Here is a 19,114-nt window from a genome sequence, read left to right on the forward strand (position 1 = left end):
ATTGACTGAAACCCGGAGTGCCGATGACGGACAACAGCAGTATCGATGATCTGTTCGACAGCCAGGAAGACCGACCGCAGCGTCCCAAACGCAAAAAGAAGAAGGTGTGGCGCAAGATCCTTGTCGCCCTTCTCGTCATCGTCATCCTCGGCGTCCTTGGTGTAGGCCTCTACCTGTGGAACGTGGGGCGGACCTTTGACAACAACGCGAACAAGCTCACCGACGAGCAGATCTTCGGCACGCAGCGCCCCGATGACCAGAAGGAGGACGGCGGCACGAACATCCTGCTGCTGGGCTCCGATGAGCCGATGGACCAGGTCGACGTCAATGACTCCCGCGGACTGCGCTCGGACACGATCATGGTCATGCACATCCCGGAGTCCGGATCCAATGTCCAAGTCATGTCGATCCCGCGTGACAGCTGGGTCGACATCGAAGGCCACGGCAAGGCGAAGATCAACTCCGCGCTCTCAACCGGCGGTCTGCCCCTGGCCGTGTCCACGATCTCGGACTTCATCGGCACGGAACTCGACCACGTCGCGATCATCGACTTCGAAGGCTTCAAGGCCCTGACCGACAGCCTCGGCGGAGTGATGGTGAACTCGGAGCAGGCGTTTGAGAAGAACGGCTACACCTTCGAAAAGGGAGAGAACGTCCTCGACGGCGACGAGGCGCTGACCTTCGTGCGAGAACGCAAGTCTTTCCAGGACGGTGACTTCCAGCGCGCCCGTAACCAGCAGGCCTTCATCCGGGGACTGACCAACGAGATCATCTCCGCCGACACCCTGTCGAACCCGAAGAAGATTCAGGACATGGTCAAGAACTTCTCTCCGTACATGTACGTCGACTCCGGTCTCGACGCCCAGTACATCTCTGCCACGGCCTTCGCGATGCGCGACGTCCGCCCCGGCAACATCGAGTTCTTCACCTCCCCAACCGCGGGAGTCGGAACCTCGAGTGACGGTCAGTCGATCGTCAACGTCGACGAAGAGGAACTGAAGAAGGTCCAGGACGCGTACAAAAACGACACCCTCGATGAGTACGTCCAGAACGCTCCGGAGTCGCACCTGTAAACGTCAGACCAGATACCTCGCCGAGGTGGCCCCGCCCACCCTTGCACGTGAAGAACCCCGCCCCCTGAGTTCTCAGGGGCGGGGTTCTTCGCACCCGTATCGGGTGATGTCGCCTCAGTTGCCGAACTGGACCTTGTGGACTCCGTGGGGTGCGCCCCATTCTCCGCCGTTTGACACCTCTTCGTTGGCGACACCGACGGACATGGTCTCTCCCGTCACGGTGTTCTCATAATCCGAATAGATGGTCCCCGCTGCTCCGTCGCCGCCTGTCCTCACCCAATGTGTTGCATTCTTCGAGCCGTGCTCGTTCAGAGCCTCGACGACCTGCGGTGAGGCAAAGGCTTCGACCCGCTCCGAGTTGTCTGCACCCCAGGCTCTGACGAGCTCATCGGCGTAGATGCCGGTGTCGGTGGGATAGTGAACCGATTGCGGTGCGGCGTCGGCGGCTGTGCTCGTAACCGCTGCGGGTGCAGGTGCTGCCAGTGCGGGACCACTGGCCAGGCCGATTCCTGCGAGGCCGGCGACGGCGGTGATTCCCAGAGCTGCTGCGCGATTGCGGATGGTGGTCTTCATAGTGTCGATCCTTCTTCTTCGAGGGGCGTCTTCGCTGTGTGATGCCTGCGGTGAGTGTGGTCACCGGAGCGGTGACACCTCATCGACGCCTGCCAGTATTGCGGTCGGACTTGAAGTCAGGACCACACTGCCTGGGAGAAAACTCGGAGAGGGTCACAGCCTGGAGACGAGCTGTCTGCAATCCTGCGGCGGTCGCGCAAGCGCGCGGAATCCATAGGATCCATACGACAACGAATATTGCCTGATGACGCGGTGCGAACGACTGCTTGGCGGTGTCGACCAGACTGTGACACACGGTTGTTGCAGAGCGCTGTTTGCTACGTTTTCGTCTGCACAGTGAAACCCAATCGTGACCGGACCTCGCCGAGGTGGTTCTTCGTTCTCGTCGGACGTGATCCGGGCCATATGAAGACTGGGCTCGAAGGCCTAGAGTGGGCTCTGAGATTCATCCCATTCGTCACTTGGAGGAAGTGGACGATCCGAGCAGAGAGCGGAGGCCCGCATGACCTACGTGATCGCGCAGCCGTGCATCGATGTCAAGGACAAGTCGTGTGTCGACGAATGTCCTGTCGATTGCATCTACGAAGGTGAACGCAGTCTCTACATCCATCCCGACGAATGCATCGACTGCGGTGCCTGCGAACCGGTCTGCCCCGTCGAGGCGATCTTCTATGAAGACGATGTCCCGGAGGAATGGGCGGACTACTACACCTATAACGTGGACTTCTTCGACGAGCTCGGTTCGCCGGGAGGCGCTGCAGCCCTGGGCAACACCGGCCGGGACCACCCAGCCATCGCCGCCCTGCCGCCTCAGAATCAGGACGTCGAGCTGTAACCAGCTGGTGGCTGGGAGCCGCTTCGGGCTACTCCAGCACCCCATCCACCAATGTCCGAGCGTCGTGCTGGACGGCCCGCAGATGGTCCTCATCGCGCAGAGACTCGGCGTAGATCTTGTACACGTCCTCCGTGCCGGAGGGTCGCACCGCGAACCAGGAGTTCTCGGTCGTGACCTTGAGCCCGCCGATGGGTGCGTTGTTTCCCGGCGCCGAGGTGAGTGTTGAGGTCACCGGTTCACCGCCGACGGTCTTCGCCTTCACCTGGGAGGCGTCGAGTGCTCCCAGTTTCGCCTTCTGCTCCCGGGTGGCCGGGGCGTCCTGGCGGGCGTAGGCGCTGGTGCCGAAGTTCGCAGCCAGTCCCGCATAGCGCTGGGATGGAGTCTGTCCGGTCTTCGCGGTCATCTCAGCGGCCAGCAGAGCCATGATGATGCCGTCCTTGTCAGTCGACCAGACCTTGCCGTTGCGACGCAGGAACGATGCGCCAGCAGATTCCTCACCGCCGAAGGCCAGTGTCGAATCGAGGAGTCCGGGGACGAACCATTTGAACCCGACGGGAACCTCGAACAGTCGCCGATCATGGGCGGCGACGATTCGGTCGACGATCGAAGAGGTGACCAGCGTCTTGCCGATGCCGGCGCTGGAGGACCATTCGGGTCGGTTGTCGAGCAGGTAGTCGATGGCAGTCGCCAGATAGTGGTTGGGGTTCATCAGCCCGGCGTCGGGAGTGACGATGCCGTGGCGGTCGGCATCGGCGTCATTGCCCGTGGCGATGTCGAAGTCGTTGCGGGAGGCGATGAGCCCGGCCATGGCGTAGGGCGAGGAGCAGTCCATGCGGATGTTCTCGTCCCAGTCCAGGGTCATGAATGACCAGGTGGGGTCGATCTCGGGGTGGACGACGGTGAGATTGAGATCGAAGTCCTCGGCAATCGCGGCCCAGTAGTCGACGCTGGCTCCGCCCAAGGGGTCGGCGCCGATGTGGATGTCGGAGCTGCGGATGACGTCGAGGTCGATGACCGACTCGAGGTCCTCGGTGTAGTTGGAGATGAAGTCGAAGTTCTCGGTGTTCTCCAGGTGGAAGGCCCGCTGGAACCCGGTGCGTGGAATCTTCTCCCATCCTGCTTCGAGGTAGGAGTTCGCGCGTTCGGCGATCCACGTCGTTGTCTCTGAGCCGGCCGGGCCGCCGTGCGGTGGGTTGTATTTGATGCCGCCGTCGGAGGGCGGGTTGTGGCTGGGGGTCACGATGATGCCGTCGGCCTGCGCATCCGTTGCGGTCTTGCCCGCGTTGAAACCCAGAATCGCGTGGGAGAGCACCGGCGTGGGAGTGAAGCCGTCACGCTCATCGATGAGTGCGGGCACCTCAGCCGCGGCGAGGACTTCGAGGACGGTGAGGAAAGCGGGTTCGCTCAGCGCGTGGGTGTCACGGCCTAGGAAGATGGGCCCGTGGATGCCCTGTTTCTTCCGGAAGTCGACGATGGCGGCGGTGATCGCTGCGATGTGGGCTTCGTTGAATGCGCGGTTGAAGCTTGACCCGCGGTGTCCCGAGGTCCCGAAGCTCACAGCCTGCGCGGGCACGGAGGAATCGGGGACGAGATCGTAATACGAATCAAGCAGTGCGGAGATGTCAACGAGATCCCTATCCTGGGCCAGCTGGCCGGCGCGAGTAGTCATGGTTCTACCTTGCCAAATCCGAGCCACCCCGCACAGTTGTGTCCACGGAGTTCCCGCATCGTGGACGGTGGGTGTCCACTCTGCCCGACGTCAGACGGCGTGAGCCGTCACATCACCCAGGGTTCCTCGCCGGTTTCCGACACGATCGGCTTGCCGTGGTCGAGGTTCCAGGAGCCCATGCCACCGGCGACGTTGATGGCGTCAAAGCCGTTGTTCGTCAGCCAGGCGACGGCGCGGTGGGACCGGCCACCAGTGCGGCAGATGACGTACATGTCGTCATCGAGAGGCAGGTCGTCGAGTCGGGTCGGCAATTCGCCCAGCGGCACGTGCAGCGCGCCCTCGATGTGCCCGGCCTCCCATTCGTCGTCCTCACGAACGTCGATGATGGCAGCGCCTTCGGGGATCTCTGTCACGGAGACTGATTCTTCATCCATGGCCTCAGTCTAGGCATGAGCATATTCGCTGTGCATCCCGCGACCGTCGACAGCTTCGTCGAGCACAGCATCCAGTCTGATTGAGAACGGGACGCACGTTTCTGATCTCGAGTGAATCAGTGTCTGATGGTTGCCTGGCAAACCTGGAAACTTCTCTACGCCCTCTTCTGTTGTCGGCGGCCCCGTGTGAGACTTGGGGCAAGAATCGTCTGTGAAGGGAATGTTGATGAGCAGCAGAGATATAAGCAACGAATCCACTGGCGAGAAGAAGGCACGCGATGCTGCGGCGAAGCTCGATGAGGCGACTGAGCCACTGGGCGGCACCTCCGAAGTCGATTCGCAGACGCAGGTCGGATACACCGAAGAGAACGTCGAAGATCGTGCCCAGGACACGGCTGCTGACATCGGTGTGACCCTGCATCGCAACCCCGACGGCTCACATACGGCCGTCGATGAAAGCGCTGTGAAGGCTGCTGAGAGAGAATCCGATGCGAGCCCAGCAGCAACGGGCAACACGACGAATACAACAGGTGGGGCTGACACTGGGTCCCTCGAGCAGAAGGACGTCGTGAAGATCCTCCGCGACAGCGGCTATGTGATGCTCACGACCGCCCTCGATGACGGCAAGCTGCTCGCCCATCCGATGGTGCCCCAAGAGGTCACCGACGACGGTGACGTGTGGTTCTTCATCGATCTGCAGGGCGACCAAGCAACAGCACTGCTGCAGAATCCGCAAGTCAATATCGCCGTCTCCGAGGCGGGCAACTGGCTCTCGGTGGCCGGTCGGGTCGACTTCGTCGATGATCAGGCCAAGCTGGCGAAGTTGTGGAACAAGGAAGCTGCCACCTGGTTCGACGGTGGACTCAATGACCCGGACCTCGGGCTCATCAAGGTCACGGGAGAATCCGCACAGCACTGGGGTCTCAAGGGCGGCAAGGTCGCTGGCTTGGCCCAGATTGTCAAGGCCAAGGTCACGGGACAGCGCACCGGGGGAGGCAGCAGCACCACAGAACTCTGAGCCCAGGCCGTGTTGACCACTGCCGCGTCTCATCTCACACCACACTTCGCAGCTTGCGGTCTAGCATGGAGACATGGCAAAGACGATCGTCATCATCGGTGCAGGGCTGGCCGGAACCACCGCCGCCCGGGAGCTCAGCGAACGCGGTCAGGCGGTCACACTCGTCGATCCGGCCGCGGGGGAGACCAGCGAACGGCCCCCACTGTCGAAGCACCTCTTCGACGACTCCAGGTACCACCTGCCCTTCCATCTCGAGGCAAGTGACCTCATCACCTTCGTCCGTGACAAGGCCACAGAGATCACCCTCGCCGAGGTGGCCGACCAGTCCCAGCAGGCCGGCACCGTTCACCTGGCGTCGGGGGAGACCCTGGACTTCACCCACTGCATTCTCGCCACAGGCATGGAGGCGAACCGACCGGAGATCCCCGGATACCCGGACGCCCTGCCCGTGTACAACCTGACCGAAGCTGAATGGATCCGAAAGTTCGTCGCCGAATCCGAAGGACCATTGAACGTCGGAGTCCTCGGCTCCGGATACTTAGGCATGGAAGTGGCGACCTCGGCGGTCGCTGCCGGACATGAGGCCACCGTCTATCTGCGCGGTGATGAACCTCTGCGGAAACAGCTCTCAGCACACGTGCGCACGGCACTGTTTGAAAAGCACAAAGACGCCGGTGTGAAGTTCGTGGCCCACACCAGCAGCCCGGACGACATCCCGGCAGATACTCACAACCTGTTCGTCACCAGCGTCGGTGCTCGCCCGGCTCTGATTCCCATCGATGGCGTTCGACCCGCCGTGGCGTGGGAGGTGAATGAGAAATTGGCAACATCTCACGCCGGAGTCTGGGCTGCGGGTGATTGCGCACTCATCACCGACGGAGCCTTCGCCCTCGACCACCCGTGGGCATGTGAGCCCGTGGCTGAGAGCCACGGCAAGTACCTTGCCGAACTGCTCAGCTCCGACGACGGCGGCACCGGCGAACCCTGGTCGGATATCCCGTGGCACTGGAGTTTCCAAGGCCCAGAAAAAGTCTTCACTGCAGGTCTGACCAGCCCCGATGCCACAGATACGCTCATCAGGCACGATCCCAGCGGCAAGAAATTCCAGGTCTTCCATTTCGACGGATCAGCCCCAGACGCACAGCTCGTTGGTGTCGAGACGCTCAACTGGCCTCCTCTGCAAGCCGCGGCTCGTCGCGTACTAGCGGGTAATAACATTCCGACGAGGGCTCAGATCGAGGACCCTGACTTCGACTTCAAGGCTCATAGCCGACTGTGAGAATCGGCTACCCTCATCACGTAGACTTCCTGTGTTCGCCCCCAGTCGCCGACGAGAGAAACTTCTGTTCATGGATATGGCTAAGCTAGCTGAGGAGCACGGGCTCGAAAGAGTCGGCGGGCGGCCGTCACTGCCCGAGTACATCAAGCAGCTGATCACTCGCAGCGACTTCACCTACACTCTCGCCAAATACCGGATGCAGAGTGAGAACGAACGCAACCGCCTCGGTATGCTCTGGGTGCTGTTGCGTCCAGCGTTCTCAGCCCTGATCTACGGCACGGTCTTCGGGTACATCATGAAGGGCGCCACAGCGCGACCCGACGACTTCGCACCCTTCGTCATCATCGGCGTCTTCGTCCTCGAGTTCTTCAACACCTCGATGAACGGTGGTGCGAAGTCGATCATCTCGAACGCATCCCTTGTGCAATCCCTGCCGTTCCCGCGCATCGTGCTGCCGATCGCCACGGTGTTTCAGAATCTCCTCAACTTCATCCCCACATTCATCTTCATGGCACTCCTTGTCATGCTTTGGGGAGCGCGGCCTAGCTGGGACTGGTTCCTCTTCATCCCGCTGGTCATACTGTTCTGGATCTTCAATCAAGGCGTGGCATTCATCTTCGCTCGGGCCACGGTCCACTTCCGTGATCTCTCCCAGGTCACTCCCTTCATTTCGCGCATGATCTTCTACACCTCTGGTGTGTTCTTCGACCTCAAGGTCATGGTCGAAAAGATCAATCCCGCACTGCAGCCCTTCGCCGATTGGCAGCCACTGAACAATGTGCTGTCAATCGCTCGCGGCATCCTCATGAAGGACGGAGTCATTCCCTACGACTACTTCTGGCACCTTGCCATCTGGGCTTTCGGTATTTTCATCATCGGCTTCGTCTTCTTCTGGCAGGCCGAGGAAAGGTTCGGTCGCGATGAGTGAGACGGAAGAACCGGAAACGTTCGATACAGGCAACCTTCCTGACGTAACGAGGAACAACCCGCCCGTCGTGGTCTGCGACAACGTCCACGTCCGTTACAAGACCTTGGCTACGGGCAAGAAGCTCAAGCTCGGCAGCAAAGACGTGATGACGAAGCGGCGCGGTCTCCGAGAGGTCCATGCCCTCAAAGGCGTCAGCTTCGTCGCTCACAAAAACGAATCCATCGGCATCATCGGCAGCAACGGCTCCGGCAAATCCACGCTCATGCGTTCGATCACGGGCCTGACGCCCACCTCGGAGGGCGCGATCTACGCGACCTCGAGGCCGAACCTCCTCGGTGTCGGCGCAGCGTTGATCCCTGACCTCTCCGGTGCTCGCAACATCGTTCTCGGCTCCCTGGCTTTAGGACTGACCCGCGCCGAGGTGGAGGAGAGGTTCGACGATATCGTCGAGTTCACCGGACTGAGCGATTTCATCGACCTGCCGATGCGAACCTATTCCTCCGGCATGTCCCAGAGGCTGAAGTTCGCCATCGCGACCTCGGTTCAGCACGAGATCCTCATCGTCGATGAGGCGCTCAACGTCGGTGACAAGAAGTTCCGTGACCGATCCGAGGGCCGAATCCGTGCGATCAGAGAGAACGCCGGTACGGTCTTCCTCGTCTCCCACTCGATGCGCACGATCAAAGACACGTGTAACCGTGCGTTGTGGATCGAGCAGGGTGTCCTGCGTGCAGACGGACCGGCTCTCGAGGTCATCAGGGAATACCAGGCCTTCACGAAAGCGCAGAAGGACTGATCGCGAAAGCGACCAAAGGACTGCTGTCACGCGCGGTCACCTTGTGAGACGCGCTCGTTCATCGCCTGGCAAATAGGGCATCGCGCGCATCATCCAGGGCATTTCCGCCGGTGGAGAGTTCGGTTCGGTGAAGGCCAGCGAGGTCAACCACGTCGACCTCTTCGTCCGGTCCGGGGGCTTTCCCACTCCGGTGTCGTTCCCTTTCGTCATCGGCCGTGATCTCGTGGGTACCCTCGTCGCCATCGGGGAAACAGCCGAGAACTTCAGGTCGGGCGATCGAGTGTGATCCAACAGCCTCGGCTATGAGGGTCGCCAAGGCACGTTCGCCGAATTCGTCGTTGCACCGGTCGAACGGCTTTACCCTCTTCCCGAAGGCCTCGACCCTGCCGAGGCGGCCCCTGTCCTGCACGTGGCAGGAACCGCCTCTATCGGACTCGTCCGAGAGGCGGCGCTGCGACCGGGGGAGACTATCGTGGTCGGCTCGGCCAGTGGGGCAGTGGGCACAGCGATCGTCCGACTCGCGGCAGTCATGGGTGCCCGTGTCATCGCCGGTGCCTCAACCGGAGACGAACATTGGGTGAGCGACTGCGGAGCCGACCTTGTCATCGATAAGCATGCCCCTGACTACTACATGCAAGTCGAGCGGGCTGCCCCGCGCGGCGTCGACGTGTGGTGGGATGCCAGCGGCGACGATGACTTCGAAAAGTCAGTTCCCCTGCTCGCGCACGGTGCGCGGGTGATCGTGATGGCCGGAATGCAATCCTCGCCGAGGGTGCCTATCAACCAGCTCTACACCCGCGATGCCAGCGTGCTCGGGTTCGCGATCAGCAACGCCTCGGCCGCGGACCTCGCCGAGGCGGCGAAGGTGATCAACCAGATGCTGGCAACTGGGCGTCTGAAAGGTCGAGTGGGTGCGACGTTCCACCTCGCTGAGGCGGCCGACGCCCACCGCGCCCTCGAAGCCGGGGGAGTTTACGGCCGACTCCTCATCGTGCCGTGACGTTCGGCACTAGGCCAGTGTGACTACCCCGCAGAAACGAAGGGACCGACCCTGTACGTGAACGGGAACCCACTGAAGGCATATCGCGAGAGGTCCAATAGCCAAATGGAAAGTCTTTTGAGGTAGGGCGGTCTAGTTTTCCTTTACGACATCCCGTAAAGAAAAAGTAGACATCGTAGAATCGATTCGCTTCCAATTCGTGGCTCCGCCCGTTGAAAGGCAGGCTACGTAGCTCGGTCCATCCTGCTCATACTCTGCTGTCGGATTCACTGTACAGACCGTAGGCGTTGACTGGCTGGAGATAGTGAGCATTCCTGCCGGTAGCATCCCCGCGGACTAGGCGCCCATCCTGTACGAGTCGATCCAGCGCACCTCTCGCTCCGGCTAGTGTCAGTCCTGTCAATTTGGAGTAGTCGCCGGATGAAATTCGATCTTGAACCTCAAACCATTGGCTAACAACTTCGGAAGCTGCATCCCCTCCTGGAGTGATGAACCAGAGGACTCGCTGGCGTTGCAACATCTTGCGGTCGGCGGTCTGTCCTCCCACGATGCGGCGAGCTTCGTTCGAAAGTGTCCACACATTCTTCAGCGGAGATATCAGAGGCTGCCCATCAACTACACATCTGTGTGCAATCTCGAGGGCCTCTGCGGCTTCTTCGGTTGTACGTTGCAATATCTTAGACATGCGCTTCACCGTTGTGAACGGATTTCTCAACAGCGTGTGAACAATGAGCGCGATTTGGACGTCGCGTTGCCTGGCCGCTGGCTGAATCTTCGAAGTCAACCGAATGATCGGCAATAGTGGCTGTCCACCCGCGAGGCGAACTCGAACTCGAGGTCCAGGCTCTTCAACAAGCAGTGGTGGTCGGTGTCCGATAGTGACCATTTCTCGGTACATTCTGTCTACCCCGACTCCTTGCTTATCGACCAGGCCAAGTGCACGGGAGGCATCTGCCAGCGCGGGGTATCGACTGAACCGCTGGGTCAACACGTTGTCTGCTGAAATTCCGCCGACAAAACCCCCTGGAGATATGACCGTCAGTGACGCATCGGCTTCAATCCAGGTCGCCGTCGTTGGCTCCTGCAGATTCCAGTCGCGATGGACGACTCCGTTGAGGACTGCTTCTCGGGCAGACCGCGTCGGCAACTGCCTAAGCGCGCGTTCCGAAAATTCACCAGGGAGCGTAACCCTGTCGTTAGCGGCATCCAGAAGTGCTTCGACCCGCTCAATTTGTTCGAGGAGACTTAGGCCTTCGTAGGCTGAATCGGAGGCAAGGATATCTCCGCCTTCGACATCGAGTCGGGTCCACGTAAGCCACGCGCGCGGAGCAGGGCAGAAGAGAATCGCTCCCGCCTCGGTTAGGTAGCCGTCAACGCTGAGCACGCCAATCCGGCGTAACATGTCGGCGGGAGCAGCCGTAGCCAGGTCAGTCTGAGCGTCATCGGATCCGTCGCGCCTCGCCAAGTAATCCCGGGCGACTGCAACGGCCGCTGGCTTCACGCTATCTAGGGTGAATGCTGTGAGCCGAGCCATAGAGTCCCAACCGCTGCGATCTTGTCGACGGGCCCACCACTCACCGCGATCTACGGGGACGGAGGAATCGCCCACTCTCCAGCGGATTCGTCCGCCTGTATCGTCCACAGGCTCGCGTGCCTCGGCCACATAGATAACTAGCAGCCGAATTCCTTGCTCTATACGTTCTTCGATCTCGGGAGCGACTTCGACTCGTCTGTAAATCTGTTGACGTAACCATTCGATGTCTAGGTCTGTACCGAGAAGATCGCCAGAGCGGTCTTCAACTCCGATGATCAATGCTCCGCCACCAGGGGTGTTCGCCATGGAGGCAACTTCATTCGCGAGCTGATCAGCGGCTTTCGTGTTTTCCGGTGTACCAGGAAGTAGACGCCCGGCGGCACCTCGGCGTCCGGCTTCTTCTTTGAAATCCACTCGCTGCCGTTCGGCGCTGTCAGGCAAGGTACCGTTTCGCAACGAGTTGAGGCATTCATCCACCTCTTCGCGAGACCGTGCGCGGTCCCTCATCAGTTCTGTTCCTGGCTCAAACGAAAACTCATTCTGCGGTTGACTCATAACTTTTACTTTACACTACCCGCTAAAGAGAAAGTTTGTTGTAGAAGAGCCCGGAGCTTTCGCTTTACCAGCCGTGAAGCGGAGTGGTCTTAGTTCTCCCGGCGGTTTTAGATTCAGACCGGTCGACCACGCGATGAGAGCTGAATAAGCTCGAAGTCGATAAGCGGCGCCCCGGTTGTTCGTCGCTTATCGTTCACCCTTCACTGTAAGAGGTCTCTCACCCCTCGCTAGCTGCGCCGTCTTTACCAGCCGCAAACTGCGCGAAGTACTCCAGCGCCTCGAACGAGTCCACGGCGTCCGGGGTTGCCACCTTCTCCAGTGGATGCCCCTGGATGAGACGCTTGACCGGCACTTCGAGCTTCTTGCCCGTCTTGGTGTGCGGGACGGCGGGCACGGCGATGATGTCATCGGGCACGTGTCGAGGTGAGGCCTTTTCCTTCAGATCCCGGGCGATCCGCTTCCGCAAGCTATCATCAAGCGAAACACCTGATGCCAGCACAACGAACAGTGGCATCCAGTACCCGCCGTCGGGCTGCTCGGCACCGATGACCAGGGACTCGGCCACCTCGGGGATGCCATCGACGACGTCGTAGATGTCGGCACTGCCCAGGCGCACTCCCTGCCGATTGAGGGTGGCGTCCGAGCGGCCGGAGATGATGACGCTGCCGTGGTCGGTGATGGTGATCCAGTCGCCGTGGCGCCAGACTCCGGGGAACATCGAGAAGTACGTGTCGCGGTAGCGCTCACCGTCCGTATCGTTCCAGAACTTCACCGGCATCGACGGCATCGGGGCGGTGATGACCATCTCCCCGACCTCGCCAATTAAAGGCTGCCCCGAGTCATCCCAGGACTCCAACGCCACACCGAGGACCGGCCGCGAGAGCTCGCCAGCCCAGATCGGACAGTTCGGCGCGGATCCGGCGAAGCCGCTGACGACGTCCGTGCCGCCGCTCGTCGAGGCCAGCTGCACGCGCTCGCCGACAGCATCGCGCACCCATGGGAAGCAGTTGGCAGGCACCGGGGCACCGGTGGCACCGATCGTCCGCAGCGCGGTCAGGTCGAACTCCTTACCGGGTTCGATCCCCGCCTTCATCCCGGCCAGGAAGATCCCGGGACTGACCCCGAGCACATTGGCCTTCGTCTCCGCGGCGATCTCCCACAGCCGGCCCGGCCCCGGATAGAGGGGGCTGCCGTCGAAGCACACCGTGGTCGCACCGCCCACCAGCGCCGAGGCGACGAGGTTCCACATCATCCAGTTCGTATTCGTGTACCAGAAGAACCGGTCACCCGGCCGGATGTCGAGGTGGAGACCCAGCAGACGCAGATGATCGATGACGACCCCGCCGTGGCTGTGCACGATCCCCTTGGGAATCCCCGTCGTACCCGAGGAATACAGCACCCACAGCGGGGTATCGAAATCGACGCGCGCGAACTCGGGTTCGACATCCCCGGAAGCGACATCGTCCCAGGTGGTGAGGTTCGTGATCTGCCCGTGTTCATCGATGAATTCCTCGCCGAGGTTGCCCACCCCGACCACGGCCCGCAGGCCCGGCATCCGGTTGGCCAGATCCGCGACCTGGTCGCGGCGGTCGAAAGCCTGCCCGTTCCACAGGTATCCGTCGGCGGCGAAGAGCACCTTCGGTTCGAGCTGGCCGAGTTTCGTCCCGGCACCTTCGGCCGCGTAGTCCTGGGCGCAGGCGGACCAGATGGCACCGAGCGAGGCGGAGGCGAGGAACGCGATGAGGGTGTGGTGGGTATTCGGCAGGTATCCGACGACGCGGTCGCCTTCTCCGACTCCTTGGCCGCGGAGCCAGGTGGCGACGGAACCGACCTGGCGGCGCAGTTCACGCCAGGTGGTTTCGGTGCGCTCGCCGGATTCTCTGATGGTGATGATCGCCGGTTCGTCGGCAAGTTTGTCGTCGAGGCCGGCCCGCAGGGCGTGTTCGGCGTAGTTGAGGCGGGTGCCGGGGAACCAGGTGGCACCTGGCATGGACCGGTCGGCGAGCACTTCGGTGTACGGCTCTTCGGCGACGACGTCGAAGAAGTCCCAGACCGTACCCCAGAAACCGTCTAGGTCGGTTACCGACCACTTCCAGAGGTCGTCATAGGTGGCCAAGCTTTGGCCGGTGCGCTGATTGGCGAAGTCGATGAAGTCGGCGATCTGTGGACGCGGGGTCTGGTCAGGGTCGGGGAGCCATATCGGTTCAGCGGTCAATTCTTCTCCTCAGCACTTCGGTGGGCGGTAGCTATAGCGGTCTCCACCAGCTGAAACGAGGCGGACTCGTTCTGCGGTGGAGGCTTTGAGTCCACCTTACGCCGCCATCCCAGCGGCTTTTGCAGGCCGCCCAAAACGCGACTGCGCCGCTGAGTATTTTCAGCGGCGCAGTCGATCGGAGCGTGGATTCAGCCTCAGCCCCACACGCCGCGCGTGTCGTGGACGATCTTCTGAGTGAGCAGAGTCCGATTAGTTAAGGGTTGGGACGAAGTCGCGCAGCCACGCTTTGAGATCGTCGCCGAGATCGTCACGGTCGCACGCGATCTGCATGACAGCTTTGAGGTAGTCGAGCTTGTCGCCAGTGTCATATCGGGCACCCTTGAAGACCACTCCGTAGACGCCGTTCTCGTCCGCGTTCCCGGCGAGCTCTTGGAGGGCGTCGGTGAGCTGGATTTCGTTGCCGCGTCCCGGCTTGGTCGTCTCGAGAACGTCGAAGATCTCCGGCGCCAACACGTAGCGGCCGATGATGGCGAGATTCGAGGGAGCATCTTCGGTGGCGGGCTTCTCGACGAGTCCGGTGATCTTGACGACCTCGTCGTCTGCAGTGGATTCGACGGCGGCGCAGCCGTAGAGGTGGATCGCCTCGGGCGGGACCTCCATGAGCGCGACGACGCTGCCGCCGGTCTTCTCTGCGACCTCGATCATCTTCGGCAGGATGGGGTTACGTTCGTCGATGAGGTCGTCGCCGAGGAGCACGGCGAAGGGTTCGTTGCCCACGTGCTGGCGCCCTTTGAGTACGGCATGCCCGAGTCCCTTGGGGTCGCCTTGGCGCACGTAATGGATGTCGGCGAGATCCGTCGAATGCTGAACGGCGGCGAGCTTCTTCTCGTCGCCCTTCTGCGCCAGTGCATGTTCAAGTCCGTCGACCCGGTCGAAGTGATCTTCCAGCGGCCGCTTGTTGCGTCCAGTGATCATCACAACGTCGCGTAGACCTGCTTCTGCCGCCTCCTCGACGACGTATTGAATAGCAGGTTTGTCCACGACGGGGAGCATCTCTTTGGGTGTGGCCTTGGTGGCGGGGAGGAAGCGAGTTCCCAGGCCGGCGACGGGGATCACAGCCTTGCGCACTCTGTTGTTTTGTTCAACATTCATGCAATGAATTCTATCGAACGTCTAGAGTAGTCTTTGCCAAATCATCCCGCTGTGGCCGGTAGTCAATAAGCTGTTGCCAAAAAGTTATTGTGCTATTAATTGAGCGTGATTGCGATTTAGGCTCTTCAAGCGGAACTGGATTGCGATGAGTCCCTTCAACTCCATATGCCCCGAGTGTCATGCACGATCTTCTGAGCTAGCAATGACTTATCGAGGCGACTGAACTCGTTGTGGTCGACGAGCAGCAGGACGATATCTGCAGCGCCAATAGCCTGGTTGAGCGAGGTCAAAGTAACGTTACTGCAGTTTTCAAGCTCGGCCGGAAGGGCATCGATGTTCGGCTCGACAGCCATGATGGCTGCCTCCGGGAGTTCGTCGGCGAGCTTTCCAACGATCTGACGGGCTGGACTTTCGCGTAGATCGTCGATGTTCGGCTTGAACGCCAGGCCGAGCGCCGCGATCTGAACGTCCCTGATGCGACGGGCCTGGGGGAGGAGCTTGTCGAGCACATATCCGGGCTTCGAGTCATTGACCTCACGCGCGGTGCGGATCAGTGACGACTGCTCGGGTGCAGTGGAGACGATGAACCACGGGTCAACCGCAATGCAATGTCCACCGACGCCGGGGCCGGGCTGCAGGATATTGACTCGGGGGTGGTGGTTCGCGAGCTTGATGAGTTCCCAGACGTTGATATCGAGGCCGTCTGCAATCACCGACAGTTCGTTGGCGAAGGCGATGTTGACGTCGCGGTACGCGTTTTCGGTCAGCTTCGCCATCTCTGCAGTGCGAGCGTCGGTCATGAGGAACTCGCCCTCGCAGAACAGCTCGTACAGGTCGCGAGCACGTTCACCGGCATCGCCGTTGAGGGTGCCGACGATGCGATCATTCGTCCGCAGTTCAATCATGATCCGACCAGGCAGCACCCTCTCGGGGCAGTGTGCGAAGTAGACGGTCTGTGCGCTGCCGGGCTTGAGCGTAAGATCAGGACGTTCCTTGATGATCGTGTCCGCCAGGAACTCGGTTGCTCCGGGAGGCGAAGTCGATTCGAGGATGATGAGCTCGTTGCCCTCGAGTAGGGGAGCGATCTGCTTGCCAGCCGTCTCGATGTAAGACAGGTCCGGTTCGTGCCCATCCTTGAAAGGTGTGGGCACAGCGACGATGTAGTTGTCCGCGTGCGGGGTCTCGGTCGTGGCCCGCAGATAACCTTGAGAGACGACACCGGCCACTGTCGTAGCCATGTCCGGCTCGACGAAAGGAACCTGACCGGCGTTGATTGTGGCTACGGCATCGGCGTTGATATCGACCCCGACGACCTCTGCGCCCGAACTGGCTAGAACGGCCGCGGTCGGAAGACCGATGTATCCGAGGCCGATGACGGCGACCGAAGGGCGTTGAGAGGTGGCGGTGGGCGGCATGTGTGCAATGCTCCAAACTGAAGATGAACGACTTCTGATGTTACCCGAGAGCACGCATCGGCAACGATAGGGGCGCAGCGTGCGGGACCGCCCCTATCATTATGGAAGTGCCGAAACAGGGGGCGGGAGACCTGCCGACTGAACTGGCAACGACATATTCCTAAGCAGGAGGGTGAAATTGACCCCGACAGTTCTCACAGTTTTCGGTACAAGGCCCGAGGCAATCAAGGTAGCGCCCGTCATTCGCGCAATCGAATCGAGTGCGAAGCTGAGTTCGCGGACCCTGGTTACGGCTCAGCACCGCGAGATGCTCGATCAGGTCAATGAGCTGTTCAGCATTGTTCCAGATATTGACCTCAACATTATGTCCAACGGCCAGACCCTCAACGGAATAGCGTCGCGTGTTATCGGTGAGCTCGACAGCGTTCTCGCATTGGAGCGTCCAGACGCAGTTCTCGTCCAAGGAGATACCACCACTGTGATGGGAGCTGCGATTGCGGCTTTCAATCGGCGGATCCCAGTGATTCATCTTGAAGCTGGGCTTCGCTCGGGGAACCTTTCCAGCCCCTTTCCCGAGGAAGCCAACCGCAAACTGACCAGCCAGATCTCAGCACTTCACCTTGCGCCGACACGTCGATCCCGCGCCAATCTAGTGGCGGAGGGGGTTGCCCCGTCCGACATTGTGGTGACAGGCAATACCGTCATCGATGCTCTTCACATTGCGGTCGGCATGAACGTCACGCCGGCTGATGGTGCTGTTGCTGATTATGTCGCTGCCGATCGGCCGAAACTGCTGGTAACGACGCATCGCCGGGAGAACCTCGGATCAGCGATGGAACATATCGGAGATGCATTGGCCACACTCGCCGAATCTCGTCCTGATTTGATCATCCTCCTTCCAGCTCACCGCAATCCGCTCGTACGTGAGTCGGTTCTGCCTCGAGTCAGGAACCTCGACAATGTGTTGGTCACGGAGCCACTCTCTTACGGCGAGTTCACGACGGTGATGGCGGCGTCGGACATCGTTCTCACCGACTCCGGCGGCATCCAGGAAGAGGCACCGAGTCTCGGTAAACCTGTGCTCGTCATGAGGGACAACACCGAACGCCCTGAAGCGGTCGAGGCCGGATCAGTAGCGCTCATCGGTACGGGTACGAGACGAATCGTCGACGAAATCTCGAACCTCCTCGACGATGCGAACGCATATAGAGCCATGTCGAAAGCAATCAATCCGTATGGCGACGGAATGGCAGCCGCGCGGTCGGTTGCCGCTATCGAGGAGTTGTTCGGGGTTGGGGAACGAATTGAGGAGTTCACCGTCTCCGAGGATTGACTACCGCCATCCCGGCTGTCTGGGAAGGCACCAGTGCCGATGCCTGGGTGCGTCTCTCGAATTCACGTCAATCTCGTTCGTAGATATCCCGCGTATAGATCTTCTCGGTGACGTCGGATAGCTCTGAAGTCTTGCGGTTGGTCAGAATGACATCAGATCGTCTCTTGAACTCGTCGAGGTCACGGATGACTTCGGAATTGAAGAAATCCTCGTCTGCGAGTTCGGGTTCGTAGACGAGGACCTCGATTCCTTTGGCCTTGATACGCTTCATGATTCCTTGGATCGCGGATTCCCGGAAGTTGTCGGAGCCAGCCTTCATGACGAGCCGGTAGACCCCGACCACTGAAGGCTGGAGCGAGAGGACATCAGCGGCAACGAAATCCTTGCGCGTCGTATTCGACGACACGACCGCCTGAATGAGGTTTTGTGGAACCTCTTGATAGTTGGCGAGTAGCTGCTTCGTGTCTTTCGGCAGGCAGTAGCCTCCGTACCCGAATGACGGATTGTTGTAGTGGTTGCCGATCCGCGGATCGAGACCGACACCTTCGATGATCTGAGCCGTGTTCAGCCCGTGCGTTGCGGCATAGGTGTCCAGCTCGTTGAAATAGGCGACGCGGATCGCGAGGAAGGTGTTCGCGAAAAGTTTGATGGCCTCGGCTTCGGTCGCATCGGTGAGGAGGACCGGCACATCTTCGTCGAGCGCGCCCTCGACCAGCAGATCAGCGAACAGTTGACCGTCAGAACCCGTGTCGCCGACCACAATTCGTGACGGGTGCAGATTGTCATAGAGCGCTTTACCCTCGCGCAAGAACTCAGGAGAGAACACGATTCGTGCGTGCGGACGCTCATCGCGCAGACGCTGTGTGAAGCCAACCGGGACAGTGGATTTGATGACGATCAGTGCCCCGGCGTTCACTGCAAGCAATTGGTCGAGCACAGATTCGACAGACGTCGTGTCGAAGAAGTTCGAGTCTTCATCGTAGTTGGTGGGGGTAGCGATGATAACGACGTCTGCGGATGCATAGGCTTCGTCGCCGTTGGTTGTCGCAGTGAGGTCCAGCTTCTTGTTGGCGAGGAAATCGGAGATCTCCGGATCAATGATCGGTGAGATGCCGCGATTGATCAGACCGACCTTCTGTGAGGACAGATCGACCGCCGTAACGTGATGGTGCTGCGCGAGCACAACTGCATTCGACAGACCGACGTACCCCGTACCAGCAATGACGATATCCATTTGCCACTCTTTCTGATATGTCGATTCGCCAACGAATTCCTTCGTTGGAGTCGACGTTCCGAACTTCAACA

At 60.5% G+C, this 19,114-nt stretch carries 17 protein-coding genes; 8 read left to right on the forward strand and 9 right to left on the reverse strand.

What is annotated here, in order from left to right:
* Positions 1 to 23: 23 nt before the first annotated feature.
* Positions 24 to 1,073, forward strand: coding sequence for an LCP family protein (locus BAUR9175_RS11705; RefSeq protein ID WP_101583852.1), 1,050 nt, complete (start codon positions 24 to 26; stop codon positions 1,071 to 1,073).
* A 114-nt stretch (positions 1,074 to 1,187) separates the two neighbouring features.
* Here the strand turns inward: BAUR9175_RS11705 and BAUR9175_RS11710 are convergent, their stop codons facing one another.
* Entirely contained in the window at positions 1,188 to 1,646 is a 459-nt protein-coding gene (locus BAUR9175_RS11710) for a hypothetical protein (RefSeq protein WP_096177702.1), read from the reverse strand.
* Between the two features lie 502 nt (positions 1,647 to 2,148).
* Between BAUR9175_RS11710 and fdxA the strand changes: the two genes are divergently transcribed.
* A complete protein-coding gene (gene fdxA / locus BAUR9175_RS11715; protein WP_009884581.1) occupies positions 2,149 to 2,481 on the forward strand; it encodes a ferredoxin in 333 nt (110 codons plus the stop codon).
* A 28-nt stretch (positions 2,482 to 2,509) separates the two neighbouring features.
* On the opposite strand, the gene pgm is transcribed toward fdxA, so the two are convergent.
* A complete protein-coding gene (pgm, locus tag BAUR9175_RS11720; protein WP_009884580.1) occupies positions 2,510 to 4,150 on the reverse strand; it encodes a phosphoglucomutase (alpha-D-glucose-1,6-bisphosphate-dependent) in 1,641 nt (546 codons plus the stop codon).
* A 107-nt stretch (positions 4,151 to 4,257) separates the two neighbouring features.
* Positions 4,258 to 4,584, reverse strand: a complete 327-nt coding sequence (locus BAUR9175_RS11725) for a rhodanese-like domain-containing protein (protein ID WP_101583853.1) — start codon at positions 4,582 to 4,584, stop codon at positions 4,258 to 4,260.
* Positions 4,585 to 4,810: 226 nt separating this feature from the next.
* On the opposite strand from BAUR9175_RS11725, the gene BAUR9175_RS19870 reads away from it, so the two are divergent.
* The 4 genes from BAUR9175_RS19870 to BAUR9175_RS11745 all read left to right on the forward strand — a co-directional run bounded on the left by BAUR9175_RS19870 (position 4,811) and on the right by BAUR9175_RS11745 (position 8,605).
* Positions 4,811 to 5,602: a pyridoxamine 5'-phosphate oxidase family protein gene (locus tag BAUR9175_RS19870; protein ID WP_307722862.1), complete on the forward strand. Its 792-nt coding sequence runs from the start codon at positions 4,811 to 4,813 to the stop codon at positions 5,600 to 5,602.
* 73 nt (positions 5,603 to 5,675) lie between these two features.
* Entirely contained in the window at positions 5,676 to 6,881 is a 1,206-nt protein-coding gene (locus BAUR9175_RS11735) for an FAD-dependent oxidoreductase (protein ID WP_101583857.1), read from the forward strand.
* A gap of 70 nt (positions 6,882 to 6,951) precedes the next feature.
* Positions 6,952 to 7,809, forward strand: coding sequence for an ABC transporter permease (locus tag BAUR9175_RS11740; RefSeq protein ID WP_009884576.1), 858 nt, complete (start codon positions 6,952 to 6,954; stop codon positions 7,807 to 7,809).
* Positions 7,802 to 8,605 carry an ABC transporter ATP-binding protein gene (locus tag BAUR9175_RS11745; RefSeq protein ID WP_069599379.1) on the forward strand — a complete coding sequence of 268 codons (804 nt, stop codon included), beginning with the start codon at positions 7,802 to 7,804 and terminating at the stop codon, positions 8,603 to 8,605. The genes BAUR9175_RS11740 and BAUR9175_RS11745 overlap by 8 nt, the downstream gene beginning before the upstream one ends.
* A 58-nt stretch (positions 8,606 to 8,663) precedes the next feature.
* Here BAUR9175_RS11745 and BAUR9175_RS20025 read toward each other — a convergent pair whose 3' ends face one another.
* Positions 8,664 to 9,014 carry a hypothetical protein gene (locus BAUR9175_RS20025; RefSeq protein WP_233429394.1) on the reverse strand — a complete coding sequence of 117 codons (351 nt, stop codon included), beginning with the start codon at positions 9,012 to 9,014 and terminating at the stop codon, positions 8,664 to 8,666.
* On the opposite strand from BAUR9175_RS20025, the gene BAUR9175_RS11755 reads away from it, so the two are divergent.
* Complete coding sequence (locus BAUR9175_RS11755; RefSeq protein WP_050773424.1) at positions 9,015 to 9,605, forward strand: zinc-binding dehydrogenase; 591 nt, start codon at positions 9,015 to 9,017, stop codon at positions 9,603 to 9,605.
* A gap of 247 nt (positions 9,606 to 9,852) precedes the next feature.
* On the opposite strand, the gene BAUR9175_RS11760 is transcribed toward BAUR9175_RS11755, so the two are convergent.
* The 4 genes from BAUR9175_RS11760 to wecC form a co-directional block, all read right to left on the reverse strand.
* On the reverse strand, positions 9,853 to 11,694 hold the full coding sequence (locus BAUR9175_RS11760) for a DUF5635 domain-containing protein (protein ID WP_101583859.1): 1,842 nt from the start codon (positions 11,692 to 11,694) through the stop codon (positions 9,853 to 9,855).
* Positions 11,695 to 11,911: 217 nt separating this feature from the next.
* Complete coding sequence (locus BAUR9175_RS11765; RefSeq protein ID WP_101583861.1) at positions 11,912 to 13,909, reverse strand: acetoacetate--CoA ligase; 1,998 nt, start codon at positions 13,907 to 13,909, stop codon at positions 11,912 to 11,914.
* Positions 13,910 to 14,158: 249 nt separating this feature from the next.
* Positions 14,159 to 15,061, reverse strand: a complete 903-nt coding sequence (gene galU / locus BAUR9175_RS11770; RefSeq protein ID WP_101583862.1) for a UTP--glucose-1-phosphate uridylyltransferase GalU — start codon at positions 15,059 to 15,061, stop codon at positions 14,159 to 14,161.
* A gap of 155 nt (positions 15,062 to 15,216) precedes the next feature.
* Positions 15,217 to 16,476, reverse strand: coding sequence for a UDP-N-acetyl-D-mannosamine dehydrogenase (gene wecC / locus BAUR9175_RS11775; RefSeq protein WP_101583864.1), 1,260 nt, complete (start codon positions 16,474 to 16,476; stop codon positions 15,217 to 15,219).
* 178 nt (positions 16,477 to 16,654) lie between these two features.
* Here wecC and wecB point away from each other — a divergent pair, with 178 nt between their 5' ends.
* A complete protein-coding gene (wecB, locus tag BAUR9175_RS11780) occupies positions 16,655 to 17,809 on the forward strand; it encodes a non-hydrolyzing UDP-N-acetylglucosamine 2-epimerase (RefSeq protein ID WP_101583865.1) in 1,155 nt (384 codons plus the stop codon).
* 67 nt (positions 17,810 to 17,876) lie between these two features.
* Here the strand turns inward: wecB and BAUR9175_RS11785 are convergent, their stop codons facing one another.
* On the reverse strand, positions 17,877 to 19,043 hold the full coding sequence (locus BAUR9175_RS11785; RefSeq protein ID WP_101583867.1) for a nucleotide sugar dehydrogenase: 1,167 nt from the start codon (positions 19,041 to 19,043) through the stop codon (positions 17,877 to 17,879).
* Between the last annotated feature and the right edge of the window lie 71 nt (positions 19,044 to 19,114).

Origin of the sequence: Brevibacterium aurantiacum, from assembly GCF_900169065.1 — a bacterium.
Lineage (GTDB): Bacteria > Actinomycetota > Actinomycetes > Actinomycetales > Brevibacteriaceae > Brevibacterium > Brevibacterium aurantiacum.